The organism is Kitasatospora sp. NPDC005856, from assembly GCF_040629945.1.
In the GTDB taxonomy this organism is placed as follows: domain Bacteria; phylum Actinomycetota; class Actinomycetes; order Streptomycetales; family Streptomycetaceae; genus Kitasatospora.
This window is the reverse complement of the sequence record NZ_JBEXWT010000003.1, coordinates 88,041-103,285: the sequence shown is the minus strand read 5'-3', so window position 1 is coordinate 103,285 and position 15,245 is coordinate 88,041. Positions and strand designations below refer to the sequence as shown.

General features: G+C 72.4%; 12 protein-coding genes. 7 read left to right on the top strand and 5 right to left on the bottom strand.

Annotation, left to right across the window (positions count from 1 at the left end):
* Nucleotides 1–35: 35 nt before the first annotated feature.
* Genes ABZ449_RS03995 through ABZ449_RS03975 form a run of 5 tightly spaced genes read right to left on the bottom strand, consistent with a single transcriptional unit; the run spans nucleotide 36 to nucleotide 7,417 of the window.
* On the bottom strand, nucleotides 36–2,201 hold the full coding sequence (locus tag ABZ449_RS03995) for a trehalase family glycosidase (protein WP_360339727.1): 2,166 nt from the start codon (nucleotides 2,199–2,201) through the stop codon (nucleotides 36–38).
* Nucleotides 2,198–4,231, bottom strand: a complete 2,034-nt coding sequence (locus ABZ449_RS03990) for a beta-galactosidase (protein WP_360339724.1) — start codon at nucleotides 4,229–4,231, stop codon at nucleotides 2,198–2,200. Before ABZ449_RS03990 ends, ABZ449_RS03995 begins: the two co-directional genes overlap by 4 nt.
* Complete coding sequence (locus ABZ449_RS03985) at nucleotides 4,228–5,088, bottom strand: carbohydrate ABC transporter permease (protein WP_360339721.1); 861 nt, start codon at nucleotides 5,086–5,088, stop codon at nucleotides 4,228–4,230. Before ABZ449_RS03985 ends, ABZ449_RS03990 begins: the two co-directional genes overlap by 4 nt.
* The gene (locus ABZ449_RS03980; protein ID WP_360339718.1) at nucleotides 5,085–6,014 is read right to left on the bottom strand and encodes a sugar ABC transporter permease; all 930 of its coding nucleotides are present in this window, start codon (nucleotides 6,012–6,014) and stop codon (nucleotides 5,085–5,087) included. Before ABZ449_RS03980 ends, ABZ449_RS03985 begins: the two co-directional genes overlap by 4 nt.
* A gap of 11 nt (nucleotides 6,015–6,025) precedes the next feature.
* On the bottom strand, nucleotides 6,026–7,417 hold the full coding sequence (locus ABZ449_RS03975; RefSeq protein WP_360339715.1) for a sugar ABC transporter substrate-binding protein: 1,392 nt from the start codon (nucleotides 7,415–7,417) through the stop codon (nucleotides 6,026–6,028).
* A gap of 96 nt (nucleotides 7,418–7,513) precedes the next feature.
* On the opposite strand from ABZ449_RS03975, the gene gcvPA reads away from it, so the two are divergent.
* The 7 genes from gcvPA (at nucleotide 7,514) to ABZ449_RS03940 (ending at nucleotide 15,234) form a co-directional block, all read left to right on the top strand.
* The gene (gene gcvPA / locus ABZ449_RS03970) at nucleotides 7,514–8,872 is read left to right on the top strand and encodes an aminomethyl-transferring glycine dehydrogenase subunit GcvPA (protein WP_360339712.1); all 1,359 of its coding nucleotides are present in this window, start codon (nucleotides 7,514–7,516) and stop codon (nucleotides 8,870–8,872) included.
* Nucleotides 8,869–10,467 carry an aminomethyl-transferring glycine dehydrogenase subunit GcvPB gene (gcvPB, locus tag ABZ449_RS03965; protein WP_360339709.1) on the top strand — a complete coding sequence of 533 codons (1,599 nt, stop codon included), beginning with the start codon at nucleotides 8,869–8,871 and terminating at the stop codon, nucleotides 10,465–10,467. Before gcvPA ends, gcvPB begins: the two co-directional genes overlap by 4 nt.
* Nucleotides 10,464–11,633, top strand: a complete 1,170-nt coding sequence (locus tag ABZ449_RS03960) for an NAD(+)/NADH kinase (RefSeq protein WP_360339706.1) — start codon at nucleotides 10,464–10,466, stop codon at nucleotides 11,631–11,633. Before gcvPB ends, ABZ449_RS03960 begins: the two co-directional genes overlap by 4 nt.
* A 27-nt stretch (nucleotides 11,634–11,660) precedes the next feature.
* Nucleotides 11,661–12,407: an SDR family oxidoreductase gene (locus ABZ449_RS03955; RefSeq protein WP_360339703.1), complete on the top strand. Its 747-nt coding sequence runs from the start codon at nucleotides 11,661–11,663 to the stop codon at nucleotides 12,405–12,407.
* 100 nt (nucleotides 12,408–12,507) lie between these two features.
* Nucleotides 12,508–13,161 carry a GntR family transcriptional regulator gene (locus ABZ449_RS03950; RefSeq protein WP_360339700.1) on the top strand — a complete coding sequence of 218 codons (654 nt, stop codon included), beginning with the start codon at nucleotides 12,508–12,510 and terminating at the stop codon, nucleotides 13,159–13,161.
* Nucleotides 13,162–13,250: 89 nt separating this feature from the next.
* Nucleotides 13,251–14,480 carry a hypothetical protein gene (locus tag ABZ449_RS03945; RefSeq protein ID WP_360339697.1) on the top strand — a complete coding sequence of 410 codons (1,230 nt, stop codon included), beginning with the start codon at nucleotides 13,251–13,253 and terminating at the stop codon, nucleotides 14,478–14,480.
* Nucleotides 14,464–15,234, top strand: a complete 771-nt coding sequence (locus ABZ449_RS03940; protein ID WP_360339694.1) for a hypothetical protein — start codon at nucleotides 14,464–14,466, stop codon at nucleotides 15,232–15,234. Before ABZ449_RS03945 ends, ABZ449_RS03940 begins: the two co-directional genes overlap by 17 nt.
* Nucleotides 15,235–15,245: the final 11 nt, after the last annotated feature.

Genomic DNA, 15,245 nt, shown 5'->3' with positions numbered 1-15,245 from the left:
TCATGCCTGGTCGGACGGCCCGGAGCCAAAGTCGCTCAGGTGCGCAGCAGGAGCAGCAGCAGCGCCGCCGACCAGCTGAAGTTGGTCGAGCTGCGCCCCTCCCCCGTCAGCGGGTCGTAGTTCTCCCGCACCGGGCCGTCCCCGGCCAGCCCGCCGGCGGTGGCCAGCAGCCGCTCGACCGTGCGGCGGGCGTCCTGCTCCCAGCCGTACCGGCGCAGGCCCTCGACGGCGAAGTAGGTCTGGTCGAGCCAGGCCAGGCCGCGCCAGTAGCCGGCCGGGTCGAAGGACGGCGAGCTGCGGGCCACCGTGGGGAACGGCATGGCGGTGCCGAACTCCGCCGGGTCGAGCAGCAGCCGGCGGACGGTGCGGGCCTGGGCGGCGGTGGCGGTGCCGGACCAGAGCGGGATCGCGCCCTCGATGCCGCGGCCGCGGGCGGTGAGCCGGGCGCCGGTGGCCAGGTCGGTGTCGTGGAACCAGCCGTCGGCCGGGTCGTACATGGTGTCCCGCACGGCGGCGTCGATCCGGTCGGCGCGGGCGCGCAGCCGTTCGGCGGCGGGCCGGTCGCCCAGTTCGGCGGTGATCAGCGCCAGGTGGCGGTGGTCGGCGGCCAGGTAGGCGTTGAGGTCGACCGAGCGCTGGTCGAGCGACCAGCCGAGCAGGGTCCCGTTCGCGTCGCGGTTGGGGACGACGGCGGCGGCGTCGAAGCGCGGGGCGTTGTCCATGCCGGACTCCCAGGCCGCCGCCTCCCGGCAGTCCTCGGCGGTGGCGTTGGCCGGGTCCACGGTGGCGCCGTACTCGCACAGGCCCTCGCCGAGGTGGTCCCGGGTGCGGTACCACCAGTCCTGGTAGGCGGTGAGCCTGGGCAGCATGTCCCGCAGGAAGGCGCGGTCGCCGCTGCGCCGGTAGACCTCCCAGACGGCCCAGGCGGCCAGCGGGGGCTTGGAGTTGCGCTCGTTCCAGTTGCCTCCGCCGGTGCCGGGGTCGTTGTAGAAGACGCAGTCGGGGACCATGCCGGCGTCCGGCGAGCCGGTCGGCTTCTGGTGGTCGAAGACCGCCCGGATCTGGTCGGCGGCCAGGCCGGGGGCGAAGGCGGCGGTGCCGACGGCCTGCTTCCAGGTGTCCCAGGCCCAGACCCCGCTGAACCACTTGTAGGAGAGCGTGGGGGTGACGGCGTCGTGCCGGATCATCCCGGCCGGGCTGCGCCAGTTGGTGACCAGGGTCTGCACGCACTTGACGGCGGTGCGCCGGCGGGCGGCGGGCACGCCCTCGGTGGCACGGGTGACGTACCCGTGCCAGCGGGCGGTGCCCTCCGCGGCGACCCGCTCCGGGGCGCGCAGCGCGGCGTCGGCCTCCTTCGCCGCCCGGGCGTACTCGGCCGCGGTGAAGGTGTAGCTCTCGGTCCAGTCCAGGCTGCGGCTCTCCCCCGGTGCCAGCCGTAGCGGCTCGGTGAGTTCGGTGAGGTGGCCGTCGCCGTCGGCGCTCAGCACGACCCGCACGGGCCGCGCGTGGCGGACGGCGAAGCACTCGGTGCCGTCGGTGAGGTAGTCCCAGGTCTGCCGGACCTCGGCGAGGCGCACTTCCACGCCGCGTTCGGCGGCGACGAGTTTCGGCGCCTCGCGCTGCGGGCCGGTGGCGGGGCGCAGCAGCCGGCCGGTCCAGGCGGCGGCCAGGCTCCGTACGGCCGGGCCGGTGTTGGCGAGGCGGGCCCGGAGCAGCGCGGTGCGGTTGCCGGCGAAGCGCAGTTCGAGGGTGAGGGTGAGGCCGTCACCGAGGTCGTGGGTCAGCCGGAGCAGGCCGGGCATCGAGGTGCCGCGCGCGGGGGCGCCGGCGGTGAGGTCCAGGGGGCGGCCCTGTTCGGTGAGCTGGAGGCGGGTCAGGCCGTCGCTGAGCCACCAGGGGTATTCCTGGGCGAGGTACAGCGGGCCGGTGAAGCCGCCGGGCCGGTCGGCCGGGCGGGGCAGGGCGTAGGCGTGCCAGGCGCCGAGGTCGGCGAAGACGGTGATCGGGTTGTTGCCGCGGGCGTCGCCGGGGTAGGCCTGGGTCGGGGTGCCGTGCAGGTCGAGGACGTCGGCGTAGCGCTCGTCCGGCCGTGCGTCCGCGCCGGGGGTGTCCGCGTGGGCGGCCGGGGCGGCGGTGAGGGTGCCGGCCGCGGCGAGGGCGGCGGAGCCGGCCAGGAAGTGGCGGCGGGTCAGCGGGTTCATGCTCGCTCCTGGGCGGCGGGGAGGCGGAGGACGGCGGCGCCGAGCGGCGCGAGGGTGACGGCTTCGGCGGCTTCGGTGCCGGTGAGCAGGTCGGTGCCGGGTGTGCGCAGCGGGACGCGGCGTTCGGTCCGGGCGTGGTTGAGCAGGAAGAGGTAGCCGGTGCCGTCGGCGGCGTCGCGGCGGGTGGCCTCGACGTCCTCGGGCAGGCCGGGCGGTTCGGCGCCCACTCCGGCTTCGGCGAGTGCCAGGTCGAGCACCGGGCCGGTGTCGGCGCCGAGGTGGCAGCTCAGGTACCAGGCACTGCCGGCGCCCAGGCGGTTGCGGGTGACGGCCGGGAGGCCGGCCAGCTCGCCGGAGTCGTAGTGGGCGACGGCCTCGGCGGCCTCGGTCTCGATCCACTCGCTCCAGTGTTCGGCCCGCAGCCCGGTGCCGTCCGGGGCGAGGACGAGGGTGGTGGTCGCGCCGTCCGGGATCGGCCAGTGCTCGTCCACCACGATGCCGAGGAGCTCGCGCAGCGGCCCGGGGTGTCCGCCGGGGTGGATGTGGTCGTGCCGGTCGGCGATGCCGCTGAACGGGCCGCAGACCAGTCGGCCGCCGCCCCGCACGTAGGCCGTGAGCCGGTCCGCGGTGGCGGTGTCGAGCAGGTACAGGTTGGGGGCGAGCACCAGCGGGTAGCCGTCGAGTGCGGCGGTGGGCGGGACGAAGTCGACGGTGACGCCGCGCTCGTACAGCGCCGCGTACCACGGGCGGAGCAAGTCGAGCCAGCGCATCCGGGCGGAGGGGTGGTCGTCCAGTTCCAGCGCCCACCAGCTGTCCCAGTCGAGCGGGACGGCCACCTGCCCGCGCAGCCGGCTGCCGGCGATCTCGCCGAGGCGGCGCAGGTCGGCGCCGAGGCGGAGGGTCTCCCGCCAGCCGCGCGAGGCGGTGCCCCGGTGCGGGAGCATCGCGCTGTGGAACTTCTCGGCTCCGGCCACCGAGGCGCGCCACTGGAAGTGCAGCACTCCGTCGGCGCCGCGGGCCAGTGCCTGGAGCGACCAGAGGCGGTGGAGGTCGGGGGGCTTGGGCACGTTGACCGGCCGCCAGCTGACCGCGGAGGGGGCCTGTTCCATCAGCAGCCAGGGGCGGCCGCCCTTGAGGGAGCGCATCAGGTCGTAGTTCATCGCGGCGGTGACGTGGGCGCGCGGGTCGGCCGGGTCGGGGTAGGCGTCGTCGGAGACGAAGTCCTCGTGCCGGCTCCACTCCCAGTAGTCCAGGGCCTTGAGCATCGACATGAAGTTGGTGGTGACCGGGACGCCGGGCGAGACCTCGTCCAGGACGGCCTTCTCGGCACGGTGCAGGGCGAGCAGCGCGTCCGAGCAGAACCGGCGCCAGTCCAGCAGCTGGGTGGGGTTGACCGGGCCGGGCGCGGTGCGCGGCGGCTCGATCTGCGCGAAGGAGTTGTAGTGCTGCGACCAGAAGGCGGTGCCCCAGGAGCGGTTCAACTCCTCGATGTCACCGTGCCGTTCGCGCAGCCAGCGGCGGAAGTCGGCGGCCGAGGCGGGGCAGAAGCACTCCTGGACGTGGTCGCCGTACTCGTTGTGGATGTGCCACAGGGCGAGGGCGGGGTGGTGGCGGTAGCGCTCGGCGAGGGCGCGGGTGAGCCGGACGGCGGCGTCCCGGTAGGCGGGCGAGGAGGGGCAGTAGTGCTGGCGCGAACCGAACTCCAGCCGTACGCCGTCCGCGGTGACCGGCAGCAGTTCGGGGCGGGCGCGGACCAGCCAGGCGGGCGGGGAGGCGGTGGCGGTGGCCAGGTCGACGGCGATGCCGTGCCGGTGCACGAGGTCGAGCAGGCGGTCCAGCCAGCCGAAGTCCCAGCTGTGGGCGTCGGGTTGGAGCCGGGCCCAGGAGAACACGCCGACGGTGACCAGGTTGACCCCGGCCTCGGCCATCAGTTTCACGTCCTCGGCCCACACCTGCTCGGGCCACTGCTCGGGGTTCCAGTCCCCGCCGTACAGCAGGCCGGGCACCCGGGTGAGACGGTCCATCGTCATCCTTTCAGGGCTCCGCCCAGCAGGCCGGCCACGAACTGCCGCTGAAAGAGCAGGAAGAGCACCATCAGCGGGAGCGTGGCCAGGAAGGAGCCGAGCATCAGGCCGGAGTAGTCGACGTGGGTCAGCCCGGTCAGCGTGTTGAGCGCGACCGGCACGGTGTACCGGTCCTCGGTGTTGAGCATCAGCAGCGGCCAGATGAAGCTGTTCCACTGGCCCATGAAGGTGAAGATCACCAGCGCGCCCAGCTGGGGCCGCACGCAGGGCAGGACGACCCGGTAGAAGGTGCGCAGTTCGCCGGAGCCGTCGATCCGGGCCGACTCCAGCAGTTCGTCGGGGAAGTCCAGGAAGCCCTGGCGCATCAGCAGGATGCCGAAGGAGTTGGCCAGGAACGGCACGATCACGGCCTGGTAGCTGTCGATCCAGCCGAGGCTGGCCATCATCTGGAACAGCGGGACGAGCAGTACCTGCAGGGGGATCATCATGGTCGCCAGGACCAGGGCGAGCAGCAGCCCGCGGCCGCGGAAGCGGTACTTGGCCAGTCCGTAGCCGCACATCGCGGACAGCAGCGAGCTGAGCGCGGTGTAGACGACGGCGATGCCGAGGCTGTTGAGCAGCACCCGGCCGAAGCCGATGGTCTCCTGGAGGTGCGCCAGGTTGCGCAGCAGGTTGCCGCCGGGCAGGAACGGCGGTGGGGAGTGGAACAGTTCGGAGCTGCTGTGGGTGCTGGCGATCAGCATCCAGGCGAAGGGCACCAGGCTGAGCACGGCGCCGAGGACGAGGGCGGCGAGCACGGCGATGCGGCCGAGCCGGGCGGGCAGCGGGGTGCGGCCGCGTTGGGGCGGCACGGTGCCGGTCATCGGCGGCGTTCCCTTCCGTAGAGCCGGAACTGGAGCAGTGACACCGCCGCGATGATCAGCACCACCACCCAGGCGATGGCGGCCGCGTAGCCGAAGTCGAGCTGTTGGAAGCCGACCTTGTAGAGGTAGACCACCGGGGTGAGCGTGGCGTCGCCGGGGCCGCCGCGGGTGAGCACGTAGTTCTCGTCGAAGAGCTGGAGGGTGCCGATGGTGGAGGTGATGACGCAGAACAGCACCACCGGGCGCAGTTGCGGCAGGATCACGCCGGTGTAGGTGCGCACGGGGCCGGCGCCGTCGAGGGCGGCGGCCTCGTACTGGTCGCGGCCGATGGCGTGGAGTCCGGCGAGCAGGATCACCGCGTTGTAGCCGGTCCACCGCCAGGTGACCGAGCCGATCAGCGAGATCCGGGCCCAGGTGGGCGAGTTGAGCCAGTCGACCGGGCCGAGGCCCAGTGCCTGGAGGAGCTGGTTGGCGAGGCCGCCGTCGGTGCGCAGCAGGACCTGGAAGACCACGGCGTAGGCGACCAGGGTGGTGATCGCGGGCAGGAAGAACACCGCCCGCCAGCCGGTGCGGAAGCGCAGCCAGGACTGGTTGAGCAGGACGGCGAGCACCAGGGCGAGGCCGATCATCACGGGCACCTGGACGGCGAGGATCAGGCCGGTGTTCACCAGGGAGTGCAGGAAGGCGGGGTCGTGCAGCAGCCGCCGGTACTGGTCCAGGCCGACCCAGACGTCGACGCCGTCGCGGCGGGCGGTGAAGCTCTGGTAGAGGCTGGCGCCGAGCGGGTAGGCGAAGAAGGCGACGAAGAGTGCGGTCGTGGGCCCGGCGAACAGCCAGGCGGCGGTGCGTGGGAGGCGCCGGCGGCGGGCGGGGGCGGCCTTGGTCGGGGCCGCGGGTTTGCGCAGGGTCACGGGTGGACTGGTCATCGGGCCCGCCCCTACGCGACCGTTTGGCGGCCGGTCGCGGTGGCGATCTGGCGGGCGGCGGAGCGCAGCACGGTGCCCGGGTCGGCGCCGTTGTGCAGCACCTCGTTGACGGCGATGGTGACGATGTCGGCGGCCTTGGAGTCGTCGGCGGTGAGTTCGACGGCGGGGATGGCGCGGGTGAGCCCGGCGAACAGCTGCATGGCGGGCTGGCCGCCGTAGTAGGGCGCGGGCTGCTGGAAGTACGGGTCGTCCAGGGCGGGCAGGTAGGCGGGGAAGAGGCCTTCGTGTTCCATCATCGAGGCCTGGTTGGCCTTGTCGGCGAGCAGGAAGGACAGGAACGCCCAGGCCGTCTCCGGGTTGCCGCTCTGCGCGGTGACGCACAGGGTGGAGCCGCCGGTGTTGGAGGTCCGGGTGCCGCCGGGAGTGAAGGCGGGCAGCGGGACGACGCCGAACTTGCCGCTGAGGTCGGCCATTTCGGCGGTGAGGGTGCCGTCCCACCAGGCGGCGGTGGGGGTGGTGGCGGCCTTGCCGTCGTGGGTGGCGGAGACGAGTCCGTCCCAGCCGTTCTCGAAGTCCACCAGGTCGTGGTCGACGAGCCGTTTCAGCAGGGTGAGGGCGCGTTCGGCGGTGGGGGTGGCGACGGCCACCTTGCCGTCGACGAACCAGCGCTGGCCCTGCTGTTGGAGCAGCATGGCGAACATGCTGTCCTGTTTGGCGTCCAGGATGAGCAGCTTCCGGCCGGTGGCGGCCTTGAGAGCGGTGCCGGCGGTGACGTAGTCGTCCCAGGTGGCGAGGCCCGCAGGGTCGATGCCGGCCTGCTGGAACAGGTCGCGCCGGTAGAACAGGGCGCACGGCCCGCTGTCCCAGGGCAGACCGAGGACCCGGCCCTTGGCGTCCGTCACGGTGCGCCAGGAGGCCTGTGGGTACTGGGACTTGAGGCTGGCGGCGCGGCTGGTGAGGTCGACCAGGGCGTTGGGGAAGTTGCCGATGTAGGTGGGGAGTTTGTGGCCCTCGACGGTGAGGATGTCGGGTAGTCCGCTGCCGGCGCCGAGGCCGACGGTGATCTTGTCGTAGGCGTTGTCGTACCCGATGTCCACCACCTCGACGGTCGTTCCGGGGTGGGCCTGTTCGAAGACCTTGCCGAGCCGCTGCACGGCCTTGGCGGCGACGTCCCAGGACCAGATGGTCACCTTGCCGGAGAGGGTGGCGCCCGGGCTGCCGGTCAGCTGCTTGGCGCTGGTGCCGCCGGTTCCGCCGGTCGCGCAGCCGGTGGCGCCGGTCAACAGCAGTGCGCCGCCCGCGAGTCCGGCGGAGAGGATCCGGCGACGGGACGGGCCTGACGCCAATCCGCCCTGGCCGTAGGAGAGTTGGGGATGTTTTTCGTGCCGGGTTGGTGCGGACATCTTGCCTCCCGACTGGTGAATGCCGAATGCTGTATACAGAACTCAGCATTCACAACCCCGTCAAGGCTTGTGACGGAAATCGCGGAAGGTGCCGGCATGAGCACACGCGTCCCCCGAACCCACCCGTACATCCCCAACTCCGCCCCGCAGGTGCGAAAAGCGATGCTCGCGGCGATCGGCGCCCAGGACGTCGAGGAGTTCTACGCCGACATCCCCGCGGCCCTGCGGCTGGACCGCCCGCTGCGACTGCCCGAACCGCTCGGCTCCGAGGCGCGGCTGGTCGCCCACATGGAGGAGCTGCTCTCCCGCAACACCGCCGTCCCGCCGGGCCGCAGCTTCCTCGGCGCCGGCTGCTACCGCCACCACGTGCCCGCCGTGGTGGACGAGATCATCAACCGCAGCGAGTTCCTCACGGCGTACGCGGGCGAGCCGTACGAGGACCACGGTCGCTTCCAGGCCCTGTGGGAGTACCAGTCGCTGATGGCCGAGCTGCTGTCCGTCGAGGTCGTCAACGTGCCGACGTACGACGGCTTCCAGGCCGCCGCGACCGCGCTGCGGATGGCCGGACGGGCCACCGGGCGGCGCCGGCTGGTGCTGGTCGGCGCGATCGACCCGGACCGGCTCTCCCGGATCCGCGACTACGTCCGGGGCGTCCACGAGCTGGTGCCCGTCCCCGCCGACCCCGCCGCCGTCCGGGCGGCGCTGGCCGAGGGCGACACGGCCGCCGTCTACGCCCAACTCACCGACCACGACGGCCGGGTGGACCAGGATCTGCCGCAGTACATCGAACTCGCCCACCAGGCCGAAGCGCTGGCCGTCGTCCACGTCAACCCGCTCAGCCTCGGCGTGCTCACCCCGCCCGCCGAACTCGGCGCCGACCTCACCTGCGGCGACCTCCAGCCGCTCGGCATCCACCCCGGCTACGGCGGCGGCAACGCCGGCTTCATCGGCAGCCCCGACGACGAACGCCTGGTCGCCGAGTACCCGAGCCGCCTGTTCGGCCTCGCCCCCACCGACGTCCCCGGCGAGTACGGCTTCGGCGACGTCGCGTACGAGCGCACCTCCTTCGCGCTGCGCGAGGAGGGCAAGGAGTGGGTCGGCACCGCCGCCGCCCTGCACGGCATCGCCGCCGGGGTCTACCTCGCCCTGATGGGCCCGCACGGCATGCGCGAGATCGGCGCGACCATCCTCGCCAACACCGCCTACGCCCGGCAGCGCCTCGCCAGCGTCCCCGGCGTGGAACTGCCGGACCCGCAGGCCGTGCACTTCGCCGACTTCACCGTCCGCTACACCGGCGAGCGCACCGCCGCCGAGATCGCCGAGGCGCTGCTCGCCCGCGGCCTGCACGGCGGCACCCCGGCCGGGGCCGACGAGGGCCGCTACTGCGTGACCGAGCTGCACACCCGGGCCGACATCGACCGCCTCGCCGACGCGCTTGAGGAGACCGTCAAGTGACCGACCACCAGACCAGCGGCTCCGTGGACCCGCGAATCGCCCCCAAGCCCGCCCTGCGCCGCTTCCACCAGGCCCGCTGGGACGAGAAACTGATCTTCGAGCTGGGCACCCCCGGCGAGCGCGGCGTCCTGCCCCCGCTGCCCGAGCCCACCGTCACCGCCGCCGTCGGCGATCCGGCCGAACTGCTGCCCGCCGCGCTGCGCCGCAGTTCGCCGCCCGCCCTGCCCGAACTCGGCCAGCAGCAGGTGCTCCGGCACTACCTGCGGCTCTCCCAGGAGAACCTCGGCGCCGACCTCAACGTGGACGTCGGCCAGGGCACCTGCACCATGAAGTACAGCCCCAAGGTCAACGACACCTTCGTCCGCGACCCCCGGATCGCCGCCCTGCACCCCGCACAGGACGCCTCCACCGTCCAGGGCGTGCTCGAACTCGTCCACCGGCTGGAGCAGTTGCTCAAGGAGATCTCCGGCATGGACCGGGTCAGCCTCCAGCCCGGCGCGGGCTCGGCGGCGATCTGGACCAACGTCTCGGTGATCCGCGCCCACCACGCCGCGCGCGGCGAGCTGGAGCAGCGCGACGAGATCATCACCACCGCGTTCTCCCACCCCTCCAACGCCGCCTGCGCCAAGACCGCCGGCTTCCGGGTGATCACCCTGCACCCGGACGCCGACGGATACCCCGACATCGAGGCGCTGCGCGCCGCCGTCGGCCCGCGCACCGCCGCGCTGCTCATCACCAACCCCGAGGACACCGGCATCTACAACCCCCGGATCGCCGAGTTCGTCCGGATCGTCCACGAGGCCGGTGGCCTGTGTGCCTACGACCAGGCCAACGCCAACGGCATCCTCGGCATCACCCGCGCCCGCGAGGCCGGCTTCGACCTGTGCCACTTCAACCTGCACAAGACCTTCTCCACGCCACACGCCTGCGGCGGCCCGGCGGCCGGCGCCTGCGGCGTCACCGCCGAGCTGGCTCCTTACCTGCCCCGTCCCACCGTCGAGTTCGACGGAGAACGCTACGTCCTGGACGACGACCGGCCGGACTCGATCGGCAAGATCCGCCCCTATCTGGGTGTCGTGCCGAACCTGGTGCGCGCCTACGCCTGGATCATGGCCCTGGGCGCCGAGGGGCTGCGCGAGGCCGCCGAGACCGCCGTACTCAACAACAACTACCTGCTGCACCGGGTGCGGCGGATCCCCGGCGTCTCCGTCCCGTACGCCGAGGGGCGGCCCCGGGTCGAACAGGTCCGCTACAGCTGGCAGCAGCTCAACGAGGACACCGGCCTGCACAGCGAGGACCTCGGCTACCGCGCCGCCGACTTCGGCACCCACTACTGGACCAGCCACCACCCGTACGTCGTCCCCGAGCCGATGACGCTGGAACCCACCGAGTCCTACTCCCGGGCCGACCTGGACGAGTACGCGGCGATCCTCGCCGAGGTCGCCCGCGAGGCGTACGAGGACCCGGAGACCGTCCGCACCGCGCCGCACCGCTCCACCGTGCACCGCATCCGGCACGAGCCGCTGGACGATCCGGCGGTCTGGGCCGTCAGCTGGCGCGCCTACCGCCGCAAGGTCCTCGGCGAGCAGCCGTGACCTCCGCCCCGAGCGCCCGGATCGGGCTCGTGGTCAACCCGGTCGCCGGCCTCGGCGGCCGGGTCGGCCTCAAGGGCAGCGACGGCGCCGAGGTCCAGCGACGGGCCCTGGCACTCGGGGCCCACCCGCAGGCCGTCGCCCGCGCGGCACTGACGCTCCGCCGACTCCCCTCCGACGTGGAGCTGGTCACCGTCGACGGCCCGATGGGCGCCTCCTCGGCGCAGGCGGCCGGACGGCCCGCGCGGATCGTCCACCGGCCCTCCGGGGCGGCCACCACCGCCGCCGACACCCGGGCGGCGGTGCGCGCCCTGGCGGCCGCCGGCGTCGGACTGCTGCTGTTCTGCGGCGGCGACGGCACGGCCCGCGACGTGCTGGACGCCCTCGGGCCCGATCCACGGCTGCCCGTGCTCGGCATCCCGGCCGGGGTCAAGATGCACTCCGCCGTGTTCGCGGTCCACCCCCGGGCCGCCGCCGAGGTCGCGGCGGCCTGGGCGGCCGGCCGGGGCGTGCGCCTGGAGGACGCCGAGGTGGTGGACCGGGACGAGGCCGCCCTGCGGGCCGGCCGGGTCTCCGCCCGGCTGTACGGCCGGCTCACCGTGCCGGTGCTGCCCGCCCGGGTGCAACAGCGCAAGACCGGCAGCTCCGGGCCCGATCCGGGGGCGCCGGCCGGCATCGCCGCCGAGGTCGCCGAACGGGTCGGCCCCGGCGGGCTGCTGCTCCTCGGGCCCGGCTCCACCACCTATGCGGTGGCCGCCGCGCTCGGTGCGCCCGGCGCCAGCCTGACCGGCGTCGACCTGCTGAGGCTCGGACCCGCCAACGCCAACGCCACCGCCGCCGCCACCGCCACCGCCGCTCGGATCCTGATCCGCGACGCCCGGGCGGACCAGCTGCGCGCCCTGCCCGCCACCCCCCACATCGCCCTCTCCCCCATCGGCGGCCAGGGCTTCCTGCTCGGCCGCGGCAACCAACAGCTCACCCCCGAACTGCTACGCGCCACGGGCCGGGACAGGCTGCTGGTGCTCGCCACCGAGGCGAAGCTCGCCGCCCTGGCGGGGCGGCCCCTGCTCCTGGACACCGGCGACCCCGACCTGGACGACGCCCTCACCGGCCACGTCCGGGTGATCACCGGCCGCCGCTCCGGCGCCGTGTACCGCCTCTCCGCCTGACCCTCCACCCCTCGCAGAGGAGCACCCATGATCGACCTGCACGGCAAGCGCGCGATCGTCACCGGCGCCGCCTCCGGCATCGGCCGGGCCACCGCCGCCCTGCTCGCCGAACTCGGCGCGGCCGTCGTCCTCGCCGACCTCGACGCCGAGCGCGGCGAACGGGCCGCCAAGGAGATCGGCGGCACCTTCGTCCACTGCGACGTCTCCCGGCGCGCCGACTGCGAGCGCGCCGTACGCACCGCCGTCGAGCAACACGGCGGTGTGGACGTGCTGTTCAACAACGCCGGCATCATCCGCCGCTCCACCGTCACCGAGATCAGCGACGAGGACTGGGACCTGGTGATGGCCGTCAACGTCCGCTCGATCATGCTGCTCAGCGGGCTCGTGGTGCCGCTGATGGCCGCGAACGGCGGCGGCAGCATCGTCAACACCGGCTCCGGCTGGGGCATCAAGGGCGGCGGCCGGGCCGTCTCCTACTGCGCCTCCAAGGGCGCCGTGGTCAACATGACCCGGGCGATGGCCATCGACCACGGGCCGGACAACATCCGGGTCAACTGCGTCTGCCCGGGCGACACCGACACCGGCATGCTCGCCGAGGAGGCCCGCCAACTCGGCGAGAGCCCGGACGCCTTCTACACCGACGCCGCCGACCGCCCGCTCGGCCGGATCGGCCAACCCCGGGACATCGCCCAGACCGTCGCCTTCCTGGCCAGCGACGCCGCCGCCTTCGTCAGCGGGGCCGTCATCGCCGTGGACGGCGCCGGCACCGCCTGACGCCCGCACACCGTACGGCATCGCAATCCCGTACGGCGGCCGGGCGATGGCACGCATCGCCCGGCCGGTACGCTACGGACCGAGGAAGAAGGGAAGCCCGATGGCGATCGAGCGGCGGCCGCTGCGCGAGCAGGTGAAGGACGAACTCCTGGAGCAGCTCGGCCGCGGCCGGTTCACCCCCGGCGAGTCGATCAACGAGGTCCAGCTCGCCGAGGAACTGGGCGTCAGCCGAACCCCCCTGCGCGAGGCCCTGATCAGCCTGGAACGCGAGGGCATCATCACCAGCGAGCGCGGCAAGGGCTTCCGCTTCGCTCCCACCGGGAAACAGGAGTTCCTCGACCTCACCGCGATCGTGATCGCCCTGGAGTCGCTGGCCCTGCGCACCTCCGACCCGGCCCACCTGGCGGAGATCGCCCCCAGGCTGCTCGCCGAGGCCCGCGCCTTCTCCGCCCCCCAGGCCCCGCACGGCACGATAGAACGCCACGACGACGCCTGGCACGCCCTGCTGCTCTCCGGCTGCTCCAACGCCCGGCTGCGCGAGATGATCGAATCGCTGAAACTCACCCTGCACCGCTACGAGCGGGTGGTGGTCGGCGACCACGAGATCCTGGAACGCGCCGCCGAGGAGCACGAGCGGATCGCCCAGTGCCTGCTGGACGGCGACGTCGAACAGGCCGTCACCGCGCTGGAGGCCAACTGGACCAGCGGCATGGAGCGCATCCTCGACCGCCTGCCACCGGTGGCCACGGTCTGAGCCGCCTGGAGCCCGCGCGTCCGGGCGGCGCGGGAGGCCGACGGCTTCGAGAAGTCCCTGAAGATTCCGCAGATGACAGGTACCGCTTGATGGACACGACAGAGCCGACAGAAGCCCGCATCGACGGTGCGGACAACGTCCTGGTCGCACCGGCGACGCTGAACGACAACGATGTGGTCAGGGACTTCTTCGGGTCCACGATCACACCGGACGCCCTTGCCTCCGGTACGCCCGACCTCGCGCGGAAGACCGTCTACCTGTGCGGCGACATATCCGGGCTCAGCGGCCGCAGACTGCGCACGGCCGCCCGGGTGTTCGTCATCCGGGAACTGTCGCACGGTGACGACGAGGACCTCGACGAGTCCTGGACCGTGGTCGACCTCGGCCGGGTTCCCGTCCGGGTCCACGGCGTCGGCGTGTACTACCGCCGCTTCTTCGGACTCGGCACCGATCACTTCGAACGCATCCGTGCGGAGCACGTGTTCCAGTCCCTGACGGAGTCCACCAAGCCCGGATCGGCCCATCGCAGCGGGATCTACCTGACGCCCGTCACCCGGAACGATGACGAACTGCACTTCCGCCTGCTCCGGTGCTCCACGAACCTCTCGGGGCCGACCGAGGGCTTTCGCCCGACCGACACGCAGATCGTCGAGGCACTGAACCGTGAGGCCGCCACCGTCTTCCGGAACCACGCACCGCTGAACCACGTCCTCGCCCAGATCTACCACAACAACCGGGCGACGGCCGAGCGCAAGCAGTCCAAGGCCAGGATCTCGGCCCACGCCGACAAGACCAAGGACATGCCCGCCAACGGCATCATGGCCTTCTGCACCTTCTACGACCGACTCGACGGGTTGCAGCCCCTGACCGAAGACGCCTTCGACCACGGGCTGAAGGGTGTCAGCGGGCTGACCAGACTCCAGTTCCGCCTCAAGGAGCCGACCGGGACACGCGACGGGGCCGAGTTCCCCCCGCAGTTCACCGTGACGCTCTACCCCGGCTCCGTGTTCCTCATGCCGCTGTCCACCAACCGCCTCTACACGCACGAGATCCGGCCCTCGGCGTTGGACGCCGAACTGCTCCCGACCCGCCTGGGATACGTGGTGCGCTGTTCGAGCGCCGAAGCCGTTCACAAGAACGGTCGCACCTTCCTCGAAGTGGCCGGAGGCCTGGCGGAGCTGGAACCGCCCACGCCGGCCGGCATGGACGAGCTGCGCAGGCTGTACGCCGAGGAGAACAGGACCTCGTCCGTCATCGACTACGGCGACGAACTCCTCTTCAGCATGAACACCGGAGACTACGTTGCCCCTCGAGCCTAGGATTCCGGCCGGGATCCTCTCGTGCGCCCTGCCTGCCGAGGAGGACCTCTTCGCGGAGCTGTCCGCGTCGACACGTTGGGAAGACGTGGGAAGAGGCCGGCGGGGCGCCGTGCTGACCAGGACCGACGAGGCGGGCAGTGTGCCCCTGGTGCGCACGACCACGCGGTACGGAAGCCCGGCGCAGCGATTCCGGGCAGTGCACGAACGGCTGGCGCGGCAAGTTCAGGAACGCGCGGCGATTCCGGTCGGCTTCAACAACGCCCTCGTCGAGAGCTACACGAACGACTACACGACCATGGGCAGCCATTCCGACCAGGCCCTCGATCTGGCCGACGGGTCGTTCATCGCCCTCTTCTCCTGCTACCGGCATCCCGAAGCGATCCCGCCGAGGAAACTGATCTTCGAATCGAAACCGTCCGACGGCGAGAAGTTCGAGATCCCCCTCGCCCACAACAGTGTCGTCGCGTTCTCCACCGACGTGAATCGGCGGCTCAGGCACAAGATCGTGCTGGACGCGCCCGCCCGGGCGACGGACAACCGATGGCTGGGCGTGACGTTTCGAACGTCGAAGACCTTCGTCCGGTTCCGCGACGGGCATGCGTACCTCCCGCAGGACACACGCCTGCTGTCCGCCGACGAAGAGCAGCGCCAGGAGTTCTACCGACTGCGGCGCCGCGAGAACAAGGAAACGGACTTCACCTACCCCCTGTTGACGTACACCATCAGCGAGAGCGATCTGATGCCGCCCGTCTGACCTTCGGTCGG